Here is a 15,352-nt window from a genome sequence, read left to right on the forward strand (position 1 = left end):
TAGCCTGCCTCCGTAGAAATGAGGCATGACTCCTCCACAGACCGAAAACCGCAAAGGCCGCCGGACACGGCGAGCGATCGTCTCCGCCGTCCTGGCGGTCTCTCTCTCTGCCGGGGGTGCAACAGCCTGGGCCCTGGACCGCTTCGTCATTCCGCACGCCGAAATCACCAACGTCTCGGAATACGAAGCGAGCCAGGCCGGCACCACCGAAACCACGACGACGGACAGCAGCGCCGCTGATTCCTCCGCGAGCGCCGTGGTCACTGATACTGGCTACACCTCGGGTGACACCGGTATCAGCATCAGCAAGGTAACTACCGGCAGCGGCGACAGCACCGTAACGTACTACGTTGCCGACGTCGTGCTTGATGCGGCCACCACGCTGAAGTCGGCATTCGCGGAGGACACGTACGGCGGCAACATCACTGAAAACACCTCCGCGATCGCCCAGGACCACAACGCGATCTTCGCCATCAACGGCGACTACTACGGTTTCCGGGACACCGGCATCGTGATCCGCAACGGTGTGGTGTATCGGGATGAGGGCGCACGGCAGGGCCTGGCCTTCTACAAGGACGGCACCGTCAAGGTGTACGACGAGACCACCACCACCGCTGACCAGCTCATCGCGGATGGCGTTTGGAACACCCTCTCGTTTGGCCCGTCGCTGCTGGACAACGGCGAGATTGCCTCGGGCATCGAGGACGTGGAAGTTGATACCAATTTCGGCAACCACTCCATCCAGGGCGAACAGCCGCGCACGGCGGTGGGCGTCATCGACCAGAACCATCTGGTGTTCGTGGTGGTGGATGGGCGCAGCCCCGGCTACTCCGCCGGCGTCACCATGACGGGCCTGGCGCAGATCATGAAGGACCTCGGCGCCACCACCGCGTACAACATCGACGGCGGCGGCTCCTCCACCATGTACTTCAACGGATCCCTGGTGAACAACCCGCTCGGCGAGAACAAAGAGCGCGGCACCTCGGACATCCTCTACATCGCCCGGTCATGATCATCCTGATACCGGCCTACGAGCCGGACCACCAGCTCATCACCCTTGTCCGAAACCTCCAGGAAGCAGAACCGTGGATCAGCATCGTGGTGGTGGACGACGGTTCCGGCCCCGAGTACAAGGACACGTTCGACGCCGCCGCCCAGTTTGGGTGCCATGTGCTTGGTTACGCCGTGAACGGCGGGAAAGGTCACGCCCTCAAGAGCGGCTTCGCCTTCATCGCTGAGCGTTTTCCGGGACATGACGTGGTATGCGCCGACAGCGATGGGCAGCATGGCGTGGCGGATATCCTGGCCGTCGCCGACCGGGTCCGGCACGTCACCGCGGCCATGGTCCTGGGCTCCCGGACCTTCACCGGGAATGTCCCGGCCCGGAGCCGGTTCGGCAACACCGTGACCCGCGGCCTGTTCAGGCTAGCGACGGGCCAGCGGATCACGGACACCCAGACGGGCCTGCGGGGCTACAAAGCGGACATGCTCCCGTGGTTGCTGACGGTCCGCGGGCAGCGGTACGAGTACGAACTGAACCTGCTGCTCGAAGCGAAGCAGGCGGGCTACGGCATCAGCAGCGTCGGGATCGCCACCGTGTATCTGAACGACAACGCAGGCTCGCACTTCCGGCCTGTCGCGGACTCGATCAGGATCTACGCGCCCCTGCTGAAGTTCCTGGGCTCGTCCCTTTCCGCTTTCGTGGTGGACATGGTGATGTTCCTGGTGCTCATCGGTGTCACGGATTCCCTGCTCATTGCCGTGCTGGGTGCCCGGCTGGTCAGCGCCACAGTGAACTTCCTGGTCAACCGGCGCCTGGTGTTCGAGCACGGCAAAGACCGGCCCCTGCGGGTGGCCGCGGCCGGCTATGTGGCCCTGGTGCTGGTGTTGCTGGCGGCCAACTACGCCTCGATCCTGGCGCTGACGTCCGTTTCCGTCCCGGACCTGCCCGCAAAGATCCTCACGGAGGCCGCGCTGCTGGGCATCAGTTTCGTAGTGCAGCACCGTTTTCTGTTCTCCCGCAAAGGCCGTGCCGCGCAGAAGGAAACGCATACCCCACCCTTGGTCCCGGCACAGTTCCAGCACAGCGTGGCCCTGAAAAGTGGACATCAATTCCCCCAGAGATTCCGGAGTAACCGATGAACACCCTCATCCTCATAGCGGCAGACCTCGCTGCCATTTCCATCCTCACGTTGGCCCTGTACCTCCGCCGCCACAGGCGCCGTGACCTGGTGGTGTCCTACCTCGGCATGAACGTGGGAGTCCTCGCAGTCGCCACCGCACTGTCCGGTTCTGCTGCCGGCGTCGGTTTGGGCCTGGGGCTGTTCGGTGTGCTCTCGATCATCCGGCTCCGCTCCACCGAACTTGCCCAGCACGAGGTTGCCTACTACTTCTCGGCACTGGCGCTGGGCCTGATCTCGGGCATCGGCGTCGAGCCTCTGTGGTTGACGTTGTCCCTCATGTCGTTGGTCCTGCTGGTGATGTTCATTGGTGACAACCCGAAGGTCCTGCCCTCCTACCGCCACCAGACGGTGGTGCTGGACCGGGCCATCAACGACGAAGCCGAACTCTACGTCCGGCTGGAAGAAGTCCTCAACGGTACCGTCCACTCGGCCACCATCCAGGAGCTGGACCTGGTGAATGACAAGACGATCGTGGATGTCCGCTACGCGGTCCGCCCCGCCCGGCTCACCGTCAACCATCCAGCGGGCGCGCTGACAGAGGCGCCGCAGGAACTGCCTGCCCAGCCGACGCCCCAGCCGTCCATGCCCACCTCTGCGGGTGTCGCATGAGCCGGCCCGAAGCTCCAGGGGTCATGCCCCACCTGGGCCGGCTTCCCGCCGTCGGGCTTGAAGAACTCACTGCTGAAGCCGCGCTGCTGACCCGTGTTGACCGCAAGTACCTGGTTCCCTCGGCAGCAGCCCGACGCGTCCTCTCCACTTTCACCACCCACGCCCGTGTCCTGGAAATGGACGGGGCCCGGACCTTCGCCTACGACTCCGTGTACTTCGACACCCCGGCACTGGACAGCTACATGCTGGCAGCCCACGGGCGGCGCCGGCGCTTCAAGATCCGCACCCGGACCTACGTGGACAGCGCCGTCAGCTTCCTTGAAGTCAAGACCGAAGGAGCACGTGAAGCCACCGTCAAGGAACGCATCCCGTACGAACTTAGCGACCGCGACCGGCTGACTGACGAAGGCCTTCTCTATGTCAACGAGACCCTTTCCGCGGCCATCGGGGACGTCACGTTCGGCCCCTTGTCCCCCGTCCTGTCCACGCAGTACAACCGCACCACGCTGTTCCTGCCTGAGTCGGGAAGCCGCGCCACCATCGATTCCGACGTCACCTGGCAGCGGCCGGACGGGCAGCCCTGGGTCCTGGACAACGCGGTGGTGGTGGAGACCAAGTCCGGCTCCGCCCCGGGCCCCTTGGACCGGCACCTCTGGGCCAACGGTGTCCGGCCGTGCCGCATCTCCAAGTTCGCCACCGGCATGGCCGCACTCCACCCGGAACTGCCCGCAAACCGGTGGAATCAAACCCTTCGGCGCAGGATGCCCCTGCGCCCCCTCAACCAACTCCCCCAAAGCTAAGGAATCAACCATGCGCTCCTTCCGCACCTCCCTGTCCGTTGCCGCCGTCGCGCTGGCGATCTCCCTGGCCGGCTGCTCCGCCCCAACCACCGGTTCCACGTCCTCAGGCACCTCCGGCACGGCCACGACGACCACCACCCAGCAGGCAGTCACCGCCGCCACCATCGAAGAAGACACCCACTACGACGGCGACGACCTCAGCTGGGACGCCTCAACGGAAGTGGCAATCAGCCTGGCCGACGGCGGCAGCAAAGTGACGTCGTCGTCCTCCACCGGCGTGGCGGTGGACGGCAATACCGTCACCATCAGTGCCGCCGGAACCTACCGCCTCAGCGGCTCGCTGACTGACGGAAAGATCATGGTGGCCGCGGGCGATTCAGACACGGTGAGGATCATCCTGGACGGGGTGCAGCTTGGTAACTCCAGCGGTTCCCCGCTCGTGGTGCAAAGCGCCGATGAAGCGATCCTGCACCTGGAGGACGGCAGCACCAACACCGTAACGGATGCCGCAAGCTACGCGGACCAAGGCGACGACGCACCGAACGCGGCCCTCTTCTCCATGGCGGACCTGACCATTGCCGGGCCCGGTTCCCTGAAGGTCACCGGAAAGTACAACGACGGCATCGTCTCCAAGGACGGCCTGGTCCTGGCATCGGGCAAAGTCACCGTCGAGGCAGCAGACGACGGCATCCGGGGGAAGGACTACACCGTGCTCCTGGACGGCGCCTACCAGGTGACCGCGGGCGGCGACGGGGTGAAGGCCGACAACGAGACGGACGAGGGGCGGGGCTGGCTGCTGGTCAGCGGTGGTTCCCTCTCCGTGACCGCGGGAGACGACGGCGTGAAGGCTTTCAACACCCTGACTGTTTCCGGCGGCACAGTGAACGTAACCAAGTCCGAAGAAGGGCTGGAGGCGCAGCACATCGCCATCTCCGGCGGGGACGTGACAGTCACTTCCAACGATGACGGCGTGAACGCCTCGGGCGGAGCCTCCTCCAGCACTGCCGACGGCGGCGGCATGGGTGGCGGGATGGGCGGCGGCATGGGTGGCGGCGAGACCGTCGGCGATTACAGCGTTGATGTCTCCGGCGGGACACTGACCATCAATGCGCAGGGTGACGGTTTGGACTCGAACGGAAACGCCAGCATTTCCGGCGGGACCGTCGTGGTCAACGGGCCCACCAACGACGGCAACGGAGCACTTGATGTCAACGGCGAGCTGGCCGTTTCCGGAGGCACCGTGGCTGCTGCGGGAAGCGCCGGGATGGCCGTAACCCCCGGGACCTCCTCCACACAGTCCGGCGTGCAGATCACGTTCAGCTCCTCCGTACCTGCGGGCACCCCGGTTCACATCGTCGACTCGTCGGGAGCCGTGGTGGCGACGTTCGTGACCACCAAGACCATCGCATCCCTGGTGTTCTCCTCTTCCGCGATCGCCGACGGTGCCACGTACACGGTGTACACGGGCGGCACCGCCGATGCCACAGCCGGCCTCACGACGGGATCCATCGATGGCGCCAAGCAACAGGGCACCGTGACCGCGGGCCAGTACACCCAGGCGCAAGGTCCCGGCCGCCGCTGAGCTTCGTGGCAGGTGCAATTCTGCTGGATCATTCGTCATCGCCCCGACGCGGTCCCCGGTAATCCGGGGATCTTCAGAGGGAACAAGCGAATGATCCAGCAGAAAACGGGACGCACTGAGTCGGGCTACTGGTCCGCGATGGCATACAACGCTGTGATCGGTCCTCGGATCAGGACAGCCCCCTGGTGAGCCTGAGTAGCGTCCGGAGTGAGCCTTACTGCTCTCTTTCGACCGCTGGAGGTCGCTAAATCAACCCTTTTTGGATGAATTTGATGTGCGGGTCATTCAACGGGGGTCAATGGTCCACCACATCAAGGCCCGCGCTGAGGACCGGTCACATTCTGTTTACACGGCAGCTATGGCCTTCTGGTATCCCAAAGTGTAATCTCCATCACATTCCCTCATGCGATATTCGCATTCCGTATGACGGAACCCCTTCAGAGCTCAGTAAGGAGCGCACTGTGGAAAAAGACCTTGCCCAGGAGGCTGCAACACCGCGGACCGGATCCCTGGCACAACAAATCGAAGGCGCGTATCAGCGGATCGGGGTGACGGGCGCGCACCGCCAGATCGTCTTCATGATCCTGCTGGGTGTCTTCTTCGACGCCCTTGAACAAAATGCCGTAGGCATCACCGGCCCCATCCTTCGCCAGTCCTGGGGATTGGGCGCCACCGAAATCGGCTTGCTGAACACAATGACGTTTACGGCAACCGCACTCGGACGGCTGGCGACGGGCCTGATCGTCGACAAATACGGCCGGCGTCACATGCTGGTCATCAACCTCATCATCTTCGCCGGAGGCTCGTTGCTCTGCGCTGTGGCCCCCAACTATCCCATCCTGGCGGTCGGACGCTTCATCGTCGGCTTCGGATTGGGCGGCGAAATCGCGGTAGCCGTGATCATGATGGCGGAGTTCTTCGCTGCCAAACACCGTGGCACGGCGGTTGGCCTGATCAACGTCACCGCTGCAGGCTTAGGCAACATGCTGGCACCGGCCTTCGGCATCCTCGTCTTCACCCTCTTCGACGGCCCGGACAAGTGGCGCTGGGTGTTCGGCCTTCTGTTCATCCCCGCACTGCTGGTGATGTTCTTCCGTCGCTACGTTCCGGAAACGCCCCGCTTCCTGGCCTCGCAAGGAAAGATCGACGAAGCGAACCTGGTCATCACCCGGCTGGCACGCAACAAGCTCTCCGGCCCCGTCACCAATCCCGAAACCTATATCACCGCAGTCCCCGACCCCGTGGTGGTGAAGACGTCCGGCCATTGGAAGGACGCACTCCGCGGCAAGCTCCTCAAGCGTACGGTCCTGCTGTGTGTCGCCGTCTGCATGTCCTACGCCGCCCAGATCTCCATGCTGACGCTCATGCCAACCATCCTGGTGTCCCGGGGTTACGCCGTGAACACCAGCCTGTGGTTCACGCTGATCATGCAATCAGGTTCCTTGCTGGGCGCCTGCACTGCCGCATACCTCGCCAGCCGGCTGCCCCGAAAAAAGGTCCTGACATCGGCTGCGATCCTGGGCTGCCTGTCCGGCCTGTCCATGGCTTTCCTGGCCAGCGACATCGTGCTCATTGTGATCTTCGGGGTGCTCTTCAACTTCTCCGTGATCATCCTTAACACCACTATTTGGCTGTTCGCTCCGGAGCTCTACCCCACCCGCACCCGCGGGTTCGGAACGTCCATCATCCTGGCCGCGGGTTCCCTTTCCGGCGGCTTGTTCCCGCTCATTTCAGGGGCTGTCTTCGATTCGGCCGGACTGCCGGGGATGTTCACCACACTGGCAGTGTTGTTCATTGTCCTGGCCGTCGTGGTCCAGTTCCCACCGGAAACCTTCGGCAAGCCCCTGGAAGAAGACGCCGAACCGAACGAGGACGAGGAGCCTGCCATCTATGGGCACTGACAGTCACGCGCCGAGGGACAAAACAGTCCTGCTGATCAATCCGAACACCAACAGCAACACCACCGCCATGATGGTGGACCTCGCCGCGGAGACTCTCGCGTCACACGGCCTCCGGGTCACCGGAATCACCGCAGCCGCCGGACCCTCCATGATCGTGGACCCGGAGAGTCTGGCCGAGTCCGCGGAACACGTCAGGGAAGCAGCCCACGGCTACCTTTCAGGACCCGACGGCGGCAGGGTCGCCGCAGTGATCGTGGCGGCGATCGGCGATCCCGGGCGTGAGCAACTGGACCGGGAGCTGGAGATTCCCGTGGTCGGGATCGGTCAGGGTTCCCTCCATGCCGCCGCCTACCACCCCGACGGGCACCTTCGCCGTTTCGCCATGGCAACGAGCACACCGTTGCTGGTGGAGGCACTGGGCAAACTGGTGGCAGCCCACGGGTTCCAAGAGTCCTTTGCCGGTGTTCGCTTGACGGAGTCCGAGCCCCTGGTCCTGGCGGCCGACCCCGAAAGGCAGTACCGGGAACTGGCCCATGCTGTGTCTGCGGCATCGGAGATGGATGGTGCGGACGCAGTGATCATCGCCGGTGGCCCGCTCAGTGCCACCGCCCGGCGACTTGCCGAGTCCACCTCCGTCGCCATCATCCAACCGGTTCCCAGCGCCTGCCGGCTGTTGCTCACCTTGCTGGCGAAGGACAGCTGACCACACGCCAGTCGCAACCCGACGGCGGTCCGCAAGGGCCGCCGTCGGGCGTCACTGCACGAGGCGCGTCCCCGCCGCAAGCCTCGCCCGCAAACTTGATGCGAACTTGAGCCAATCGAAAAGGTTCCTTGATGTAGCGGCGCCACGCTGGAATCAGCCGGAATACCAATACAAAGGCGTTCCGACAACGAATTTCCGGTATGAAGCACAACGATGTGGGGGAACCAGTGGAACAGTCAGCAGCCGTCGACGAGGTGGTGGCCGTGAAGGGCATCATCCAGGACCAGAACCCCGTGGATTTCTACGCGTTGGGTGTCGCAGGGTGCATCGACCGCCTTGCCGCGCCGCTTCGCCGCGCCGGTGTCACGGTCCACTGGCATACTCCCCACCACGGCATCGAGATCTCGTCCTCCGCCGCAGGGCTCCTGTACCACGTGGCGCAGGAAGCGTTCAGCAACACGTTGAACTACGCGAACGCCAGTGAACTCACTATCCGCCTCAACGCTGTCTACCATGGCATCCAGCTCACCATCACGGACGACGGCGACGGCTTCGAGATCCACGCTGCGCCCAGCGGCCGCAGGCATGGTTTTGGATTGCTGTTGATGTCGATCGCCGTTCACGACGCCGGCGGAACGGTCGACATCGACTCCGCGGTTGGGCGGGGCACCAGCGTCCGGGTGACACTGCCGCTGGATTGAGTCCGATTTGGGACCTTTATTGGGTACCTGAGCCATGGAACAACTGACGTTCCGGACGTATTCTGTAGCTACTTTTCAGCCTGGCATCCCTACGGATTGGCACGAAAATGGCGCGGAACAACAGAGGACCACTGGGTCTGGGCAAGGTCCTGTTAAGGATCTTCGGGTTCTTCTTCGTGAGCCTGCTCTGCGGGGTGTTGATCTCCGGCTTCGTGGTCCCGGTGGTTGCCCTCACCAGCACAACCGTGGGTGGGTCCATAGGTTTCTACGAGAGTCTTCCCAGCCAGCTCGACGTGGAGTCACCTTCCCTTTCCAGCAAGGTGGTCACCGCTGACGGCCAACTCATCGCCACGTTTTTCGCCGAGAACAGGGTCAAGGTTCCTCTCGAGGACATGTCGCCGTTCATCCGCGAAGCAATCGTAGCGATCGAAGACAGCCGTTTCTACGAGCATCCGGGTGTGGATGCGCACGGAATCATGCGGGCGCTGACCTCCAACCTGACCAAAGGAACCAAGCAGGGGGCCTCCACGCTGACGCAGCAGTACGTCACCAACGTACTTAACGAGTCCCGGCTTTCACAGGGCCGCCCCGAGGACGTAGTACTCAGCGGCGAGAAAACAGTGGGAGACAAGCTGCGCGAGATCAAGCTCGCCCTGGAACTGGAGAAACGCTTCAGCAAGGACCAGATCCTTGAGGGATACCTGAACATCGTGTTCTTCAACAGGAATGCCTACGGCATCGAGGCTGCGTCCCGCTACTTCTTCAGCACCTCCGCCGCGGAGCTGACACTGCCCCAGGCGGCGCTGTTGGCAGGCCTGGTGAATGGTCCCAGCATCTACGACCCCACGGTCGACCCGGCGGCAGCACTGGCCAGGCGCAACCTGGTGCTGGACCGGATGCTCGAACAGGGGAAGATCACCCCCGTGGACCATGGCGTGGCTGTGGCAACACCGGTGGAATTGAACATCACTCCATCCTTTCAAGGATGTGCCGGTGCTGCCATTGCCACGTATTTCTGCGATTACATCTCGCACCTCATCCTTAACAACGAGGCCTACGGTGACACGGTGCAGGATCGTGAACGACTCCTGTATCGCGGCGGCCTCACCATCACCACCACACTGGACAGCAGGCTCCAGGCCATCGCCCAGCAACAGGTGGACGCATCCGCCGGTGATAACCCGGACAAATGGGGTGCTGCCATGACCACCGTGCAGCCCGGTAGCGGTAAGGTCCTGGCGATGGCCCAGAACACGGTGTTCGTTCCACAAGAGGGGAAGTTCGACACCCAGCTGAACTTCAACGTGGATGCAAGAGACGAGAACGGCTACGACCTGAACGGTGCCGGAGGTTTCCAGCCCGGTTCCACCATGAAGCCCTTCATCTATGCGGAGTGGCTCAACGAAGGCAAGAACCCCACCGCCGTGGTGGACGCATCACGGCGGGTATACCCCGTGGGCTTCCCTTGGCGTTCCAGTTGCGGCAAGGTGCTGGGCGGCTACAGTACGGCACAGAAGGCACAGAACCTTGGCGCGGATGACGACCTGCAGAACAACGACCCTGGCTACTACCGCCCCATGCCCATCAACTACGGCCTCTACAACTCCATCAATACGGCCACTTTCGCCACGGCGGCACAGCTGGACTTCTGCGGAATCCAGCGGATGGTGGACACTGTTGGCCTGCACAGCGGGCTGGACAATGCCCCAATCAACATGCACCAGATCGGCAATCTCCTGGGTTCCATCGGCGTCGCGCCTCTTGTGTTGGCGAGCGCCTACGCCACCTTCGCCAATGACGGCACCTACTGCAAGCCCATCGCCATCACGGAGATCAGCGACGCCCAGGGCAGGGAATACGAAGCGCAGACGCCGGAATGCCGTGAAGCCGTCAAGCCGGCTGTGGCACGGGGCGTAAATGCCGTACTCCAGGATGTGCTCAAGATGGGATCCGGCGTCTACATCGAACCCAAGGTCCAAAGCAGGGTCCCGGTAGCCGCCAAGACCGGAACGTCCAACAACAACGGCGCCACCTGGGTGGCCGGGTACACGACGGCGCTCGCCACGGCGTCGTTCTTTGGGGACACGACGGCGGGACAACAGCGGGCGGGCCAGAACGTCACCATCAACGGCAAGTTCTACAAATCCTTGGACGGCTACATGATCGCCGGCCCGCAATGGGCGAACTACATGATGGAAGCCACGGCGCTCTACCCAAGCGGCCCCTTTGTGGCGCCTGCTCCCCCACCCGCCCAACAGCCCAGCACCAGTCCGGCAGCGCCGCAACGGTAGCCGTGCCACAGGTGACGTTGACGTCCCCGGGGGGGCTTCCGACGTCGGACGTCGCGTTGCGGGGCCCGCTCTGCGTGGCATTCCCCGCGCTCAGCGCGCAAAGCGGGCCTCACAACGGGAGGGGCTAGCGGGCGTAGCGCTCCGTGAAATTCCTGAGCACGCGCATGGGCTCTGTCACGGATGACTTCCGGGCTGTCTCGATGAGTTCATCGGCTTCGTGGGGCGGGAAATATCCGGCGTTCTTATAGATGTTGATCCGCGTGATGAGTCCGTCGGCGTCCAGCTCGGGGTGGAACTGGGTTGCGTAGAGGTTGTTCTTGATGCGGAACATGTGCACGGGGCAGGCCTCCGAGCTGGCCAGCAATACTGCGTTCGGGGGCAGCTGGCTGCACGCTTCCTTGTGGCCGACGAAGGCCTCGAACCGGCGCGGGAGACCCTGCAGCAGCGGATCCCGGTCCCCTTCCGTCGTCAGGGTGATCTCCGTAGCTCCCACCGGCTCCCCGAAGCGCCGGTCGATGACTGCGCCCTGGTGCACTCCCAGCGTGCCGACACCGTAACAGGCACCCAGGAAGGGGAAGTCTTCCGCCACGATCCGGTCCAGGAGGGATGAGAGTTCCGTCTCAACCCGGACCTGGTCTGCGCTCTTCTCCTCCACAGGATCGCTTGAGGTGTAGGGACTTCCACCCACGATCACCCCGGAGTAGTCCGACAGTTCAAGAGGCGGCAAAGGCCCGGATTCCAGCCGGATCCGGATCAATTCGTCCGGTTTCAGTCCGCAGTAGCGTAGGTAAGCCTGGTACTCGTCATCTGCTGCGGCGTCTTCGGCGCGGGTAGCCAGCAATAGGAAGGGCTTCACAGGCCCAGTCTGCGTGAGGAATGGCCGGGAGACAAAGTGTGTTGCTGCAAGGGGGTGTCTGACAGGGACTCCCTCACACCGCCGTGGCTGCATACCGTTGTACGGACCCCCATGAAACAGCACCCCGAGCTTGACCCATCCCTGAGGAGCAATCTTTGACGCAGGACCCTTCGGTCGTCGAAACACCATCGCCCACGGCGTCACCCGCTGAAAGGCAGCAGCCCAGGAAGATCCCCTGGGGCGGACTGCTTGTGCTGGCAGCGGCCGGGTTCACTGCGGTAACCACCGAGCTTCTTCCTTCCGGCTTGCTTCCGCAAATCAGCCGCGACCTCGGTGTCGACGAGTCGGCAGTTGGTTCGCTGACCGCCGTGTATGCGGCGATCATCGTCTTCACGGCGCTCCCCCTATCCCGGTTCCTGGCCGGCAGGGTTCCCCGCAAGACGCTGCTGATCGCCACCGTGCTGGCTTTTGCGCTCAGCAATGTCCTGCTGGCGTTGAGCCCCGAGCTGGGGTGGGCGATCGGGGCCAGGCTACTCGGCGGCATTGCGCACGGAATGCTGTGGTCCAGCATGGCACCCTACGTGGCACGAATCGTTCCGGCACACTCCGTGGGTAAATCCATGGCCGTGGTGTTCAGCGGCAACAGCATCGCACTTGCAGTGGGGGCTCCCATCGGCACACTCATGGGTTCACTGATGACCTGGCGTGCTTCCTTCCTGGTTCTCGCGGGCGTGGGCGTGCTGCTGGCCGTGTTGGCTTTCTGGCTCCTTCCCGGCGCTCACGACAACGCCAGCCAGAAGGCTCCGTCCCTGCGTGCTGCCATGAAACTGCCGGGCGTCATCGCCGTGGCCATCGCCTGGCCCCTCCTGCTCCTGGCCCACTTCACCCTGTTCACCTACGTGGCGCCCTTCCTGCTGGCATCCGGGCTGCCGGAATCGGCCACCAGCATCTCCCTGTCCGTGGTGGGAATCGCCAGCCTGGTGGGGATTTGGATTGCCGGCATGACCGCCGACTCCCGTCCACGTGCGTCGGTGATTGCCGCCGTCGGACTCCTGACTCTTGCGTTCGCCCTGCTGCCGGCACTGGGCGGCACCTGGGTGGGGGCGTTCGGGCTGATGACGCTGTGGGGTATCGCGTTCGGCGCCGTGGGTATCTACAACCAGGCAGCGATTCTCCGGGCCGGCGGCGAGCACAAGGACGCTGCCAACGGCCTCACCGTGGTGACCATCCAACTGGGGATCGCCGTCGGGGCTGTCTATGGCGCGTTCGCCCTCACCACTGTGGGCGCCCAGCTGGTGCCCCTTGCCGCGGCGGTTCCTACAGCGATAGCGCTGGTCATCATCATCGCCAGCAGGCGCGGCGGTTACCCGGCCGGACCCAGGGAGAAGCGCCGTTAACATCCCCGAAACATGCCAGTGACCTGATCTTCACGAACGGGAGATTTCTGTAACTTACCTGCAACTTAGCTCTTCTGAGTCGGAAACATAGCTCACCGAATATTGATCGGGGGGCTTTACGGGAGCCGGATAAATCACGGCTCGTTTCGGACAGGCTTGAAAGAAGGGAACGCAGGTGGAGATCTCTGCGCAGAACGTCTGGATGATGTTGTCGGCGGCAATGGTGCTCTTCATGACCCCCGGCCTCGGCCTGTTCTACGGCGGCATGACCCGCGCCAAGGCAGCACTGAACATGATCATGATGAGCTTCATCTCCGCGGGGATCGTGGGTGTTGTCTGGGTCCTTTGGGGCTACTCGATGACTACCGGTGATGGCTTCCTGGGCCTGTTCGGCAACCCCTTCGCACACTTCGGCCTGCAGGATCTGGTGGGCACGCCCGACCTCATCAAGGCCACCTTCGCAGCGACCTTCGCCATCATCACCGTTGCCCTCATCAGCGGCGCCATAGCCGACCGGGCCAAGTTCGGCGCCTGGGCACTGTTCGTGCCGATCTGGATCACCGTTGTCTACTGCCCGCTGGCATACATGGTGTGGGGCGGCGGCCTGATGAGCGCCGGCGGGGCCGTGACTGAAGTCTTCGGCCAGGTCATCGACTTCGCCGGCGGCGCGGTAGTTGAGGTCAGCTCGGGAACTGCCGCTTTCGTCCTCGCATTGATCGTGGGAAAGCGCCATGGATTCGCCAAGGACCCCAACCACCGCCCGCACAACGTCCCCTTCATCATGATCGGCGCAGCAATCCTGTGGTTCGGCTGGTTCGGTTTCAACGGCGGCGCTGCCACCACTGCCGAGCAGGCCGGCCTGATCTGGGTCAACACCCTGGTAACTCCGGCAGCGGCCATGCTGAGCTGGCTTGTGGTCGAGAAGGTCCGCCACGGACACCCCACCTCCCTGGGTGCAGCGTCCGGCGTCGTGGCCGGCCTGGTTGCGATCACCCCTTCCTGCGCCAACATCAGCCCGCTGGCCGCCCTGGGCCTGGGTTTGGTGGCCGGTGCTGCCTGCGCGGTGTTCGTTGACCTGAAGTACAAGTTCGGTTTCGACGATTCCCTCGACGTTGTTGGCGTGCACTTCGGCGCCGGTGTCATCGGCACCCTGTCCCTGGGCTTCATCGCCTTCCCCCAGGACGGTGTGGCCGGCGGCCTCTTCTACGGTGGCGGCCCCCAGCAGCTCGTTGCGCAGCTCGTGGCTGTCGTGATCACCATCGCGCTCTCCGGTGTGGGCACCTTGGTCATTGGCCGGATCATCAACAAGACCATCGGCTTCCGGGTCCCGCACGAGCACGAAATCACCGGCGTCGACCTCACCCAGCATGCCGAGTCCGCTTACGAGTTCGGCCTCACTGCGCACGGCCACTTCCGCCAGCAGCAGGCGCACCTGTCCGCGCTGCTCAAGGGAAAGCCCGCCGCGGCCACTCCGGAGGCCAAGGAAGACAGCTTCGCCTAACGGCAGCACCAACAAACAGCAGCCGACGGCGGGACCCTGGTTCCGCCGTCGGCTGCTGTTGTGTGCGCCCCGCCCAAGCGGGCAGCGCCCGGATTAGCCCGAGCCGTTCCAGAGGCGCTGCCACCAAGTCCGTTTGCCCGGCGCCTGCGGTTCCGGCTCCGGCGGGGAGGCGGCAGCACGCCGCTGCCGCCACCGTTCGAGTTCGGCATCCACATCCCTGAGTTTCGTGATGACCGGCGGCCCGCCTTGGAGCTGCCTCCGGGCCTCGATCACGCGTTTGTTGAAGTCCTCGAGGATGTCCCGGACTTGTTTCTCGCCGTATTGCTGATCCAGCTTCGCGTCCAGTTCGGCGTCTTCAATGCGCAGCAAGATGGCAGGAGGGCCGATCCCGCTCAGCCGTTCGCGCTGGATGAGTCCCTTGACCCACCAGTCGGGATCGTAGTGCTCGCCGAGCCCGGGGATCGGTTTGCCCGCGTACTTGAGGTTGTCGAACTTCCCTTGGTTCATGGCGTCCCGGATCAGGTATTCGACGCGGGCCGCGTCATCCACCTTTCGGCGCTTCTCGCGTTCTTCGGCGTCCGCGGCCTCAAGCTCGGCGTCCTCCTGGGCGTTGCCGCCCCAGCCGCGTACGGCCCTCAGTTCGGCCCCGCGCTCCAGCTTCCGCCTGAAAGCGTTGTTCCCGGCACTCATCGTGTCCGCCACCTCCTCGAACGGCAGCCCTCGTCTGCCGGAATTCGTGGTTCTCCGTCCAGTATTCCCCACCTTGCAGTGCTTAATCCGTACCCAGCGCGCCGTCGTCGAAACCGACAGGCTGTACCTCCACCACCC

The 15,352-nt window shown here is 63.8% G+C and carries 13 protein-coding genes; 11 read left to right on the forward strand and 2 right to left on the reverse strand.

The annotated features are described in order from the left end of the window. The first annotated feature begins 25 nt into the window (after positions 1–25). The 9 genes from AB4Y81_RS11775 (at position 26) to AB4Y81_RS11815 (ending at position 10,770) form a co-directional block, all read left to right on the forward strand. Positions 26–1,012 (forward strand): phosphodiester glycosidase family protein, encoded by a 987-nt coding sequence (locus AB4Y81_RS11775; RefSeq protein WP_441995941.1) that lies wholly within the window; start codon positions 26–28, stop codon positions 1,010–1,012. Then, the gene (locus AB4Y81_RS11780) at positions 1,009–2,142 is read left to right on the forward strand and encodes a GtrA family protein (RefSeq protein ID WP_441995942.1); all 1,134 of its coding nucleotides are present in this window, start codon (positions 1,009–1,011) and stop codon (positions 2,140–2,142) included. The genes AB4Y81_RS11775 and AB4Y81_RS11780 overlap by 4 nt, the downstream gene beginning before the upstream one ends. Further along, positions 2,139–2,792 carry a DUF4956 domain-containing protein gene (locus AB4Y81_RS11785; RefSeq protein ID WP_441995943.1) on the forward strand — a complete coding sequence of 218 codons (654 nt, stop codon included), beginning with the start codon at positions 2,139–2,141 and terminating at the stop codon, positions 2,790–2,792. The genes AB4Y81_RS11780 and AB4Y81_RS11785 overlap by 4 nt, the downstream gene beginning before the upstream one ends. Then, a complete protein-coding gene (locus AB4Y81_RS11790; protein WP_441995944.1) occupies positions 2,789–3,592 on the forward strand; it encodes a polyphosphate polymerase domain-containing protein in 804 nt (267 codons plus the stop codon). The genes AB4Y81_RS11785 and AB4Y81_RS11790 overlap by 4 nt, the downstream gene beginning before the upstream one ends. Positions 3,593–3,602: 10 nt before the next feature. Beyond that, positions 3,603–5,174 (forward strand): carbohydrate-binding domain-containing protein, encoded by a 1,572-nt coding sequence (locus tag AB4Y81_RS11795; RefSeq protein ID WP_441995945.1) that lies wholly within the window; start codon positions 3,603–3,605, stop codon positions 5,172–5,174. Positions 5,175–5,635: 461 nt separating this feature from the next. Continuing rightward, the gene (locus tag AB4Y81_RS11800; protein WP_441995946.1) at positions 5,636–7,075 is read left to right on the forward strand and encodes an MFS transporter; all 1,440 of its coding nucleotides are present in this window, start codon (positions 5,636–5,638) and stop codon (positions 7,073–7,075) included. Further along, the gene (locus AB4Y81_RS11805; RefSeq protein ID WP_441995947.1) at positions 7,065–7,778 is read left to right on the forward strand and encodes an aspartate/glutamate racemase family protein; all 714 of its coding nucleotides are present in this window, start codon (positions 7,065–7,067) and stop codon (positions 7,776–7,778) included. Before AB4Y81_RS11800 ends, AB4Y81_RS11805 begins: the two co-directional genes overlap by 11 nt. A 200-nt stretch (positions 7,779–7,978) precedes the next feature. After that, a complete protein-coding gene (locus AB4Y81_RS11810; protein ID WP_018778828.1) occupies positions 7,979–8,479 on the forward strand; it encodes a sensor histidine kinase in 501 nt (166 codons plus the stop codon). 107 nt (positions 8,480–8,586) lie between these two features. Continuing rightward, complete coding sequence (locus AB4Y81_RS11815; protein WP_441995948.1) at positions 8,587–10,770, forward strand: transglycosylase domain-containing protein; 2,184 nt, start codon at positions 8,587–8,589, stop codon at positions 10,768–10,770. A 124-nt stretch (positions 10,771–10,894) separates the two neighbouring features. Here the strand turns inward: AB4Y81_RS11815 and AB4Y81_RS11820 are convergent, their stop codons facing one another. Then, positions 10,895–11,626: a glutamine amidotransferase gene (locus AB4Y81_RS11820; RefSeq protein ID WP_193590002.1), complete on the reverse strand. Its 732-nt coding sequence runs from the start codon at positions 11,624–11,626 to the stop codon at positions 10,895–10,897. 155 nt (positions 11,627–11,781) lie between these two features. Here AB4Y81_RS11820 and AB4Y81_RS11825 point away from each other — a divergent pair, with 155 nt between their 5' ends. Together AB4Y81_RS11825 and AB4Y81_RS11830 are read left to right on the forward strand one after the other, a co-directional pair. Beyond that, positions 11,782–13,023, forward strand: coding sequence for an MFS transporter (locus AB4Y81_RS11825; protein ID WP_039242894.1), 1,242 nt, complete (start codon positions 11,782–11,784; stop codon positions 13,021–13,023). A gap of 175 nt (positions 13,024–13,198) precedes the next feature. Further along, the gene (locus tag AB4Y81_RS11830; RefSeq protein ID WP_039242895.1) at positions 13,199–14,524 is read left to right on the forward strand and encodes an ammonium transporter; all 1,326 of its coding nucleotides are present in this window, start codon (positions 13,199–13,201) and stop codon (positions 14,522–14,524) included. A gap of 93 nt (positions 14,525–14,617) precedes the next feature. Here the strand turns inward: AB4Y81_RS11830 and AB4Y81_RS11835 are convergent, their stop codons facing one another. Continuing rightward, a complete protein-coding gene (locus AB4Y81_RS11835) occupies positions 14,618–15,214 on the reverse strand; it encodes a J-domain-containing protein (protein WP_064722698.1) in 597 nt (198 codons plus the stop codon). Positions 15,215–15,352 lie beyond the last annotated feature (138 nt).

This window comes from Paenarthrobacter sp. TAF1, assembly GCF_052113825.1.
Lineage (GTDB): Bacteria > Actinomycetota > Actinomycetes > Actinomycetales > Micrococcaceae > Arthrobacter > Arthrobacter nicotinovorans.

Coding starts and splice junctions, on each gene's coding strand:
- AB4Y81_RS11775 (WP_441995941.1), top strand. CDS start 26: ATGACTCCTCCACAGACCGAAAACCGCAAAGGCCGCCGGACACGGCGA.
- AB4Y81_RS11790 (WP_441995944.1), top strand. CDS start 2,789: ATGAGCCGGCCCGAAGCTCCAGGGGTCATGCCCCACCTGGGCCGGCTT.
- AB4Y81_RS11780 (WP_441995942.1), top strand. CDS start 1,009: ATGATCATCCTGATACCGGCCTACGAGCCGGACCACCAGCTCATCACC.
- AB4Y81_RS11810 (WP_018778828.1), top strand. CDS start 7,979: ATGAAGCACAACGATGTGGGGGAACCAGTGGAACAGTCAGCAGCCGTC.
- AB4Y81_RS11805 (WP_441995947.1), top strand. CDS start 7,065: ATGGGCACTGACAGTCACGCGCCGAGGGACAAAACAGTCCTGCTGATC.
- AB4Y81_RS11795 (WP_441995945.1), top strand. CDS start 3,603: ATGCGCTCCTTCCGCACCTCCCTGTCCGTTGCCGCCGTCGCGCTGGCG.
- AB4Y81_RS11835 (WP_064722698.1), bottom strand. CDS start 15,214: ATGAGTGCCGGGAACAACGCTTTCAGGCGGAAGCTGGAGCGCGGGGCC.
- AB4Y81_RS11815 (WP_441995948.1), top strand. CDS start 8,587: ATGGCGCGGAACAACAGAGGACCACTGGGTCTGGGCAAGGTCCTGTTA.
- AB4Y81_RS11785 (WP_441995943.1), top strand. CDS start 2,139: ATGAACACCCTCATCCTCATAGCGGCAGACCTCGCTGCCATTTCCATC.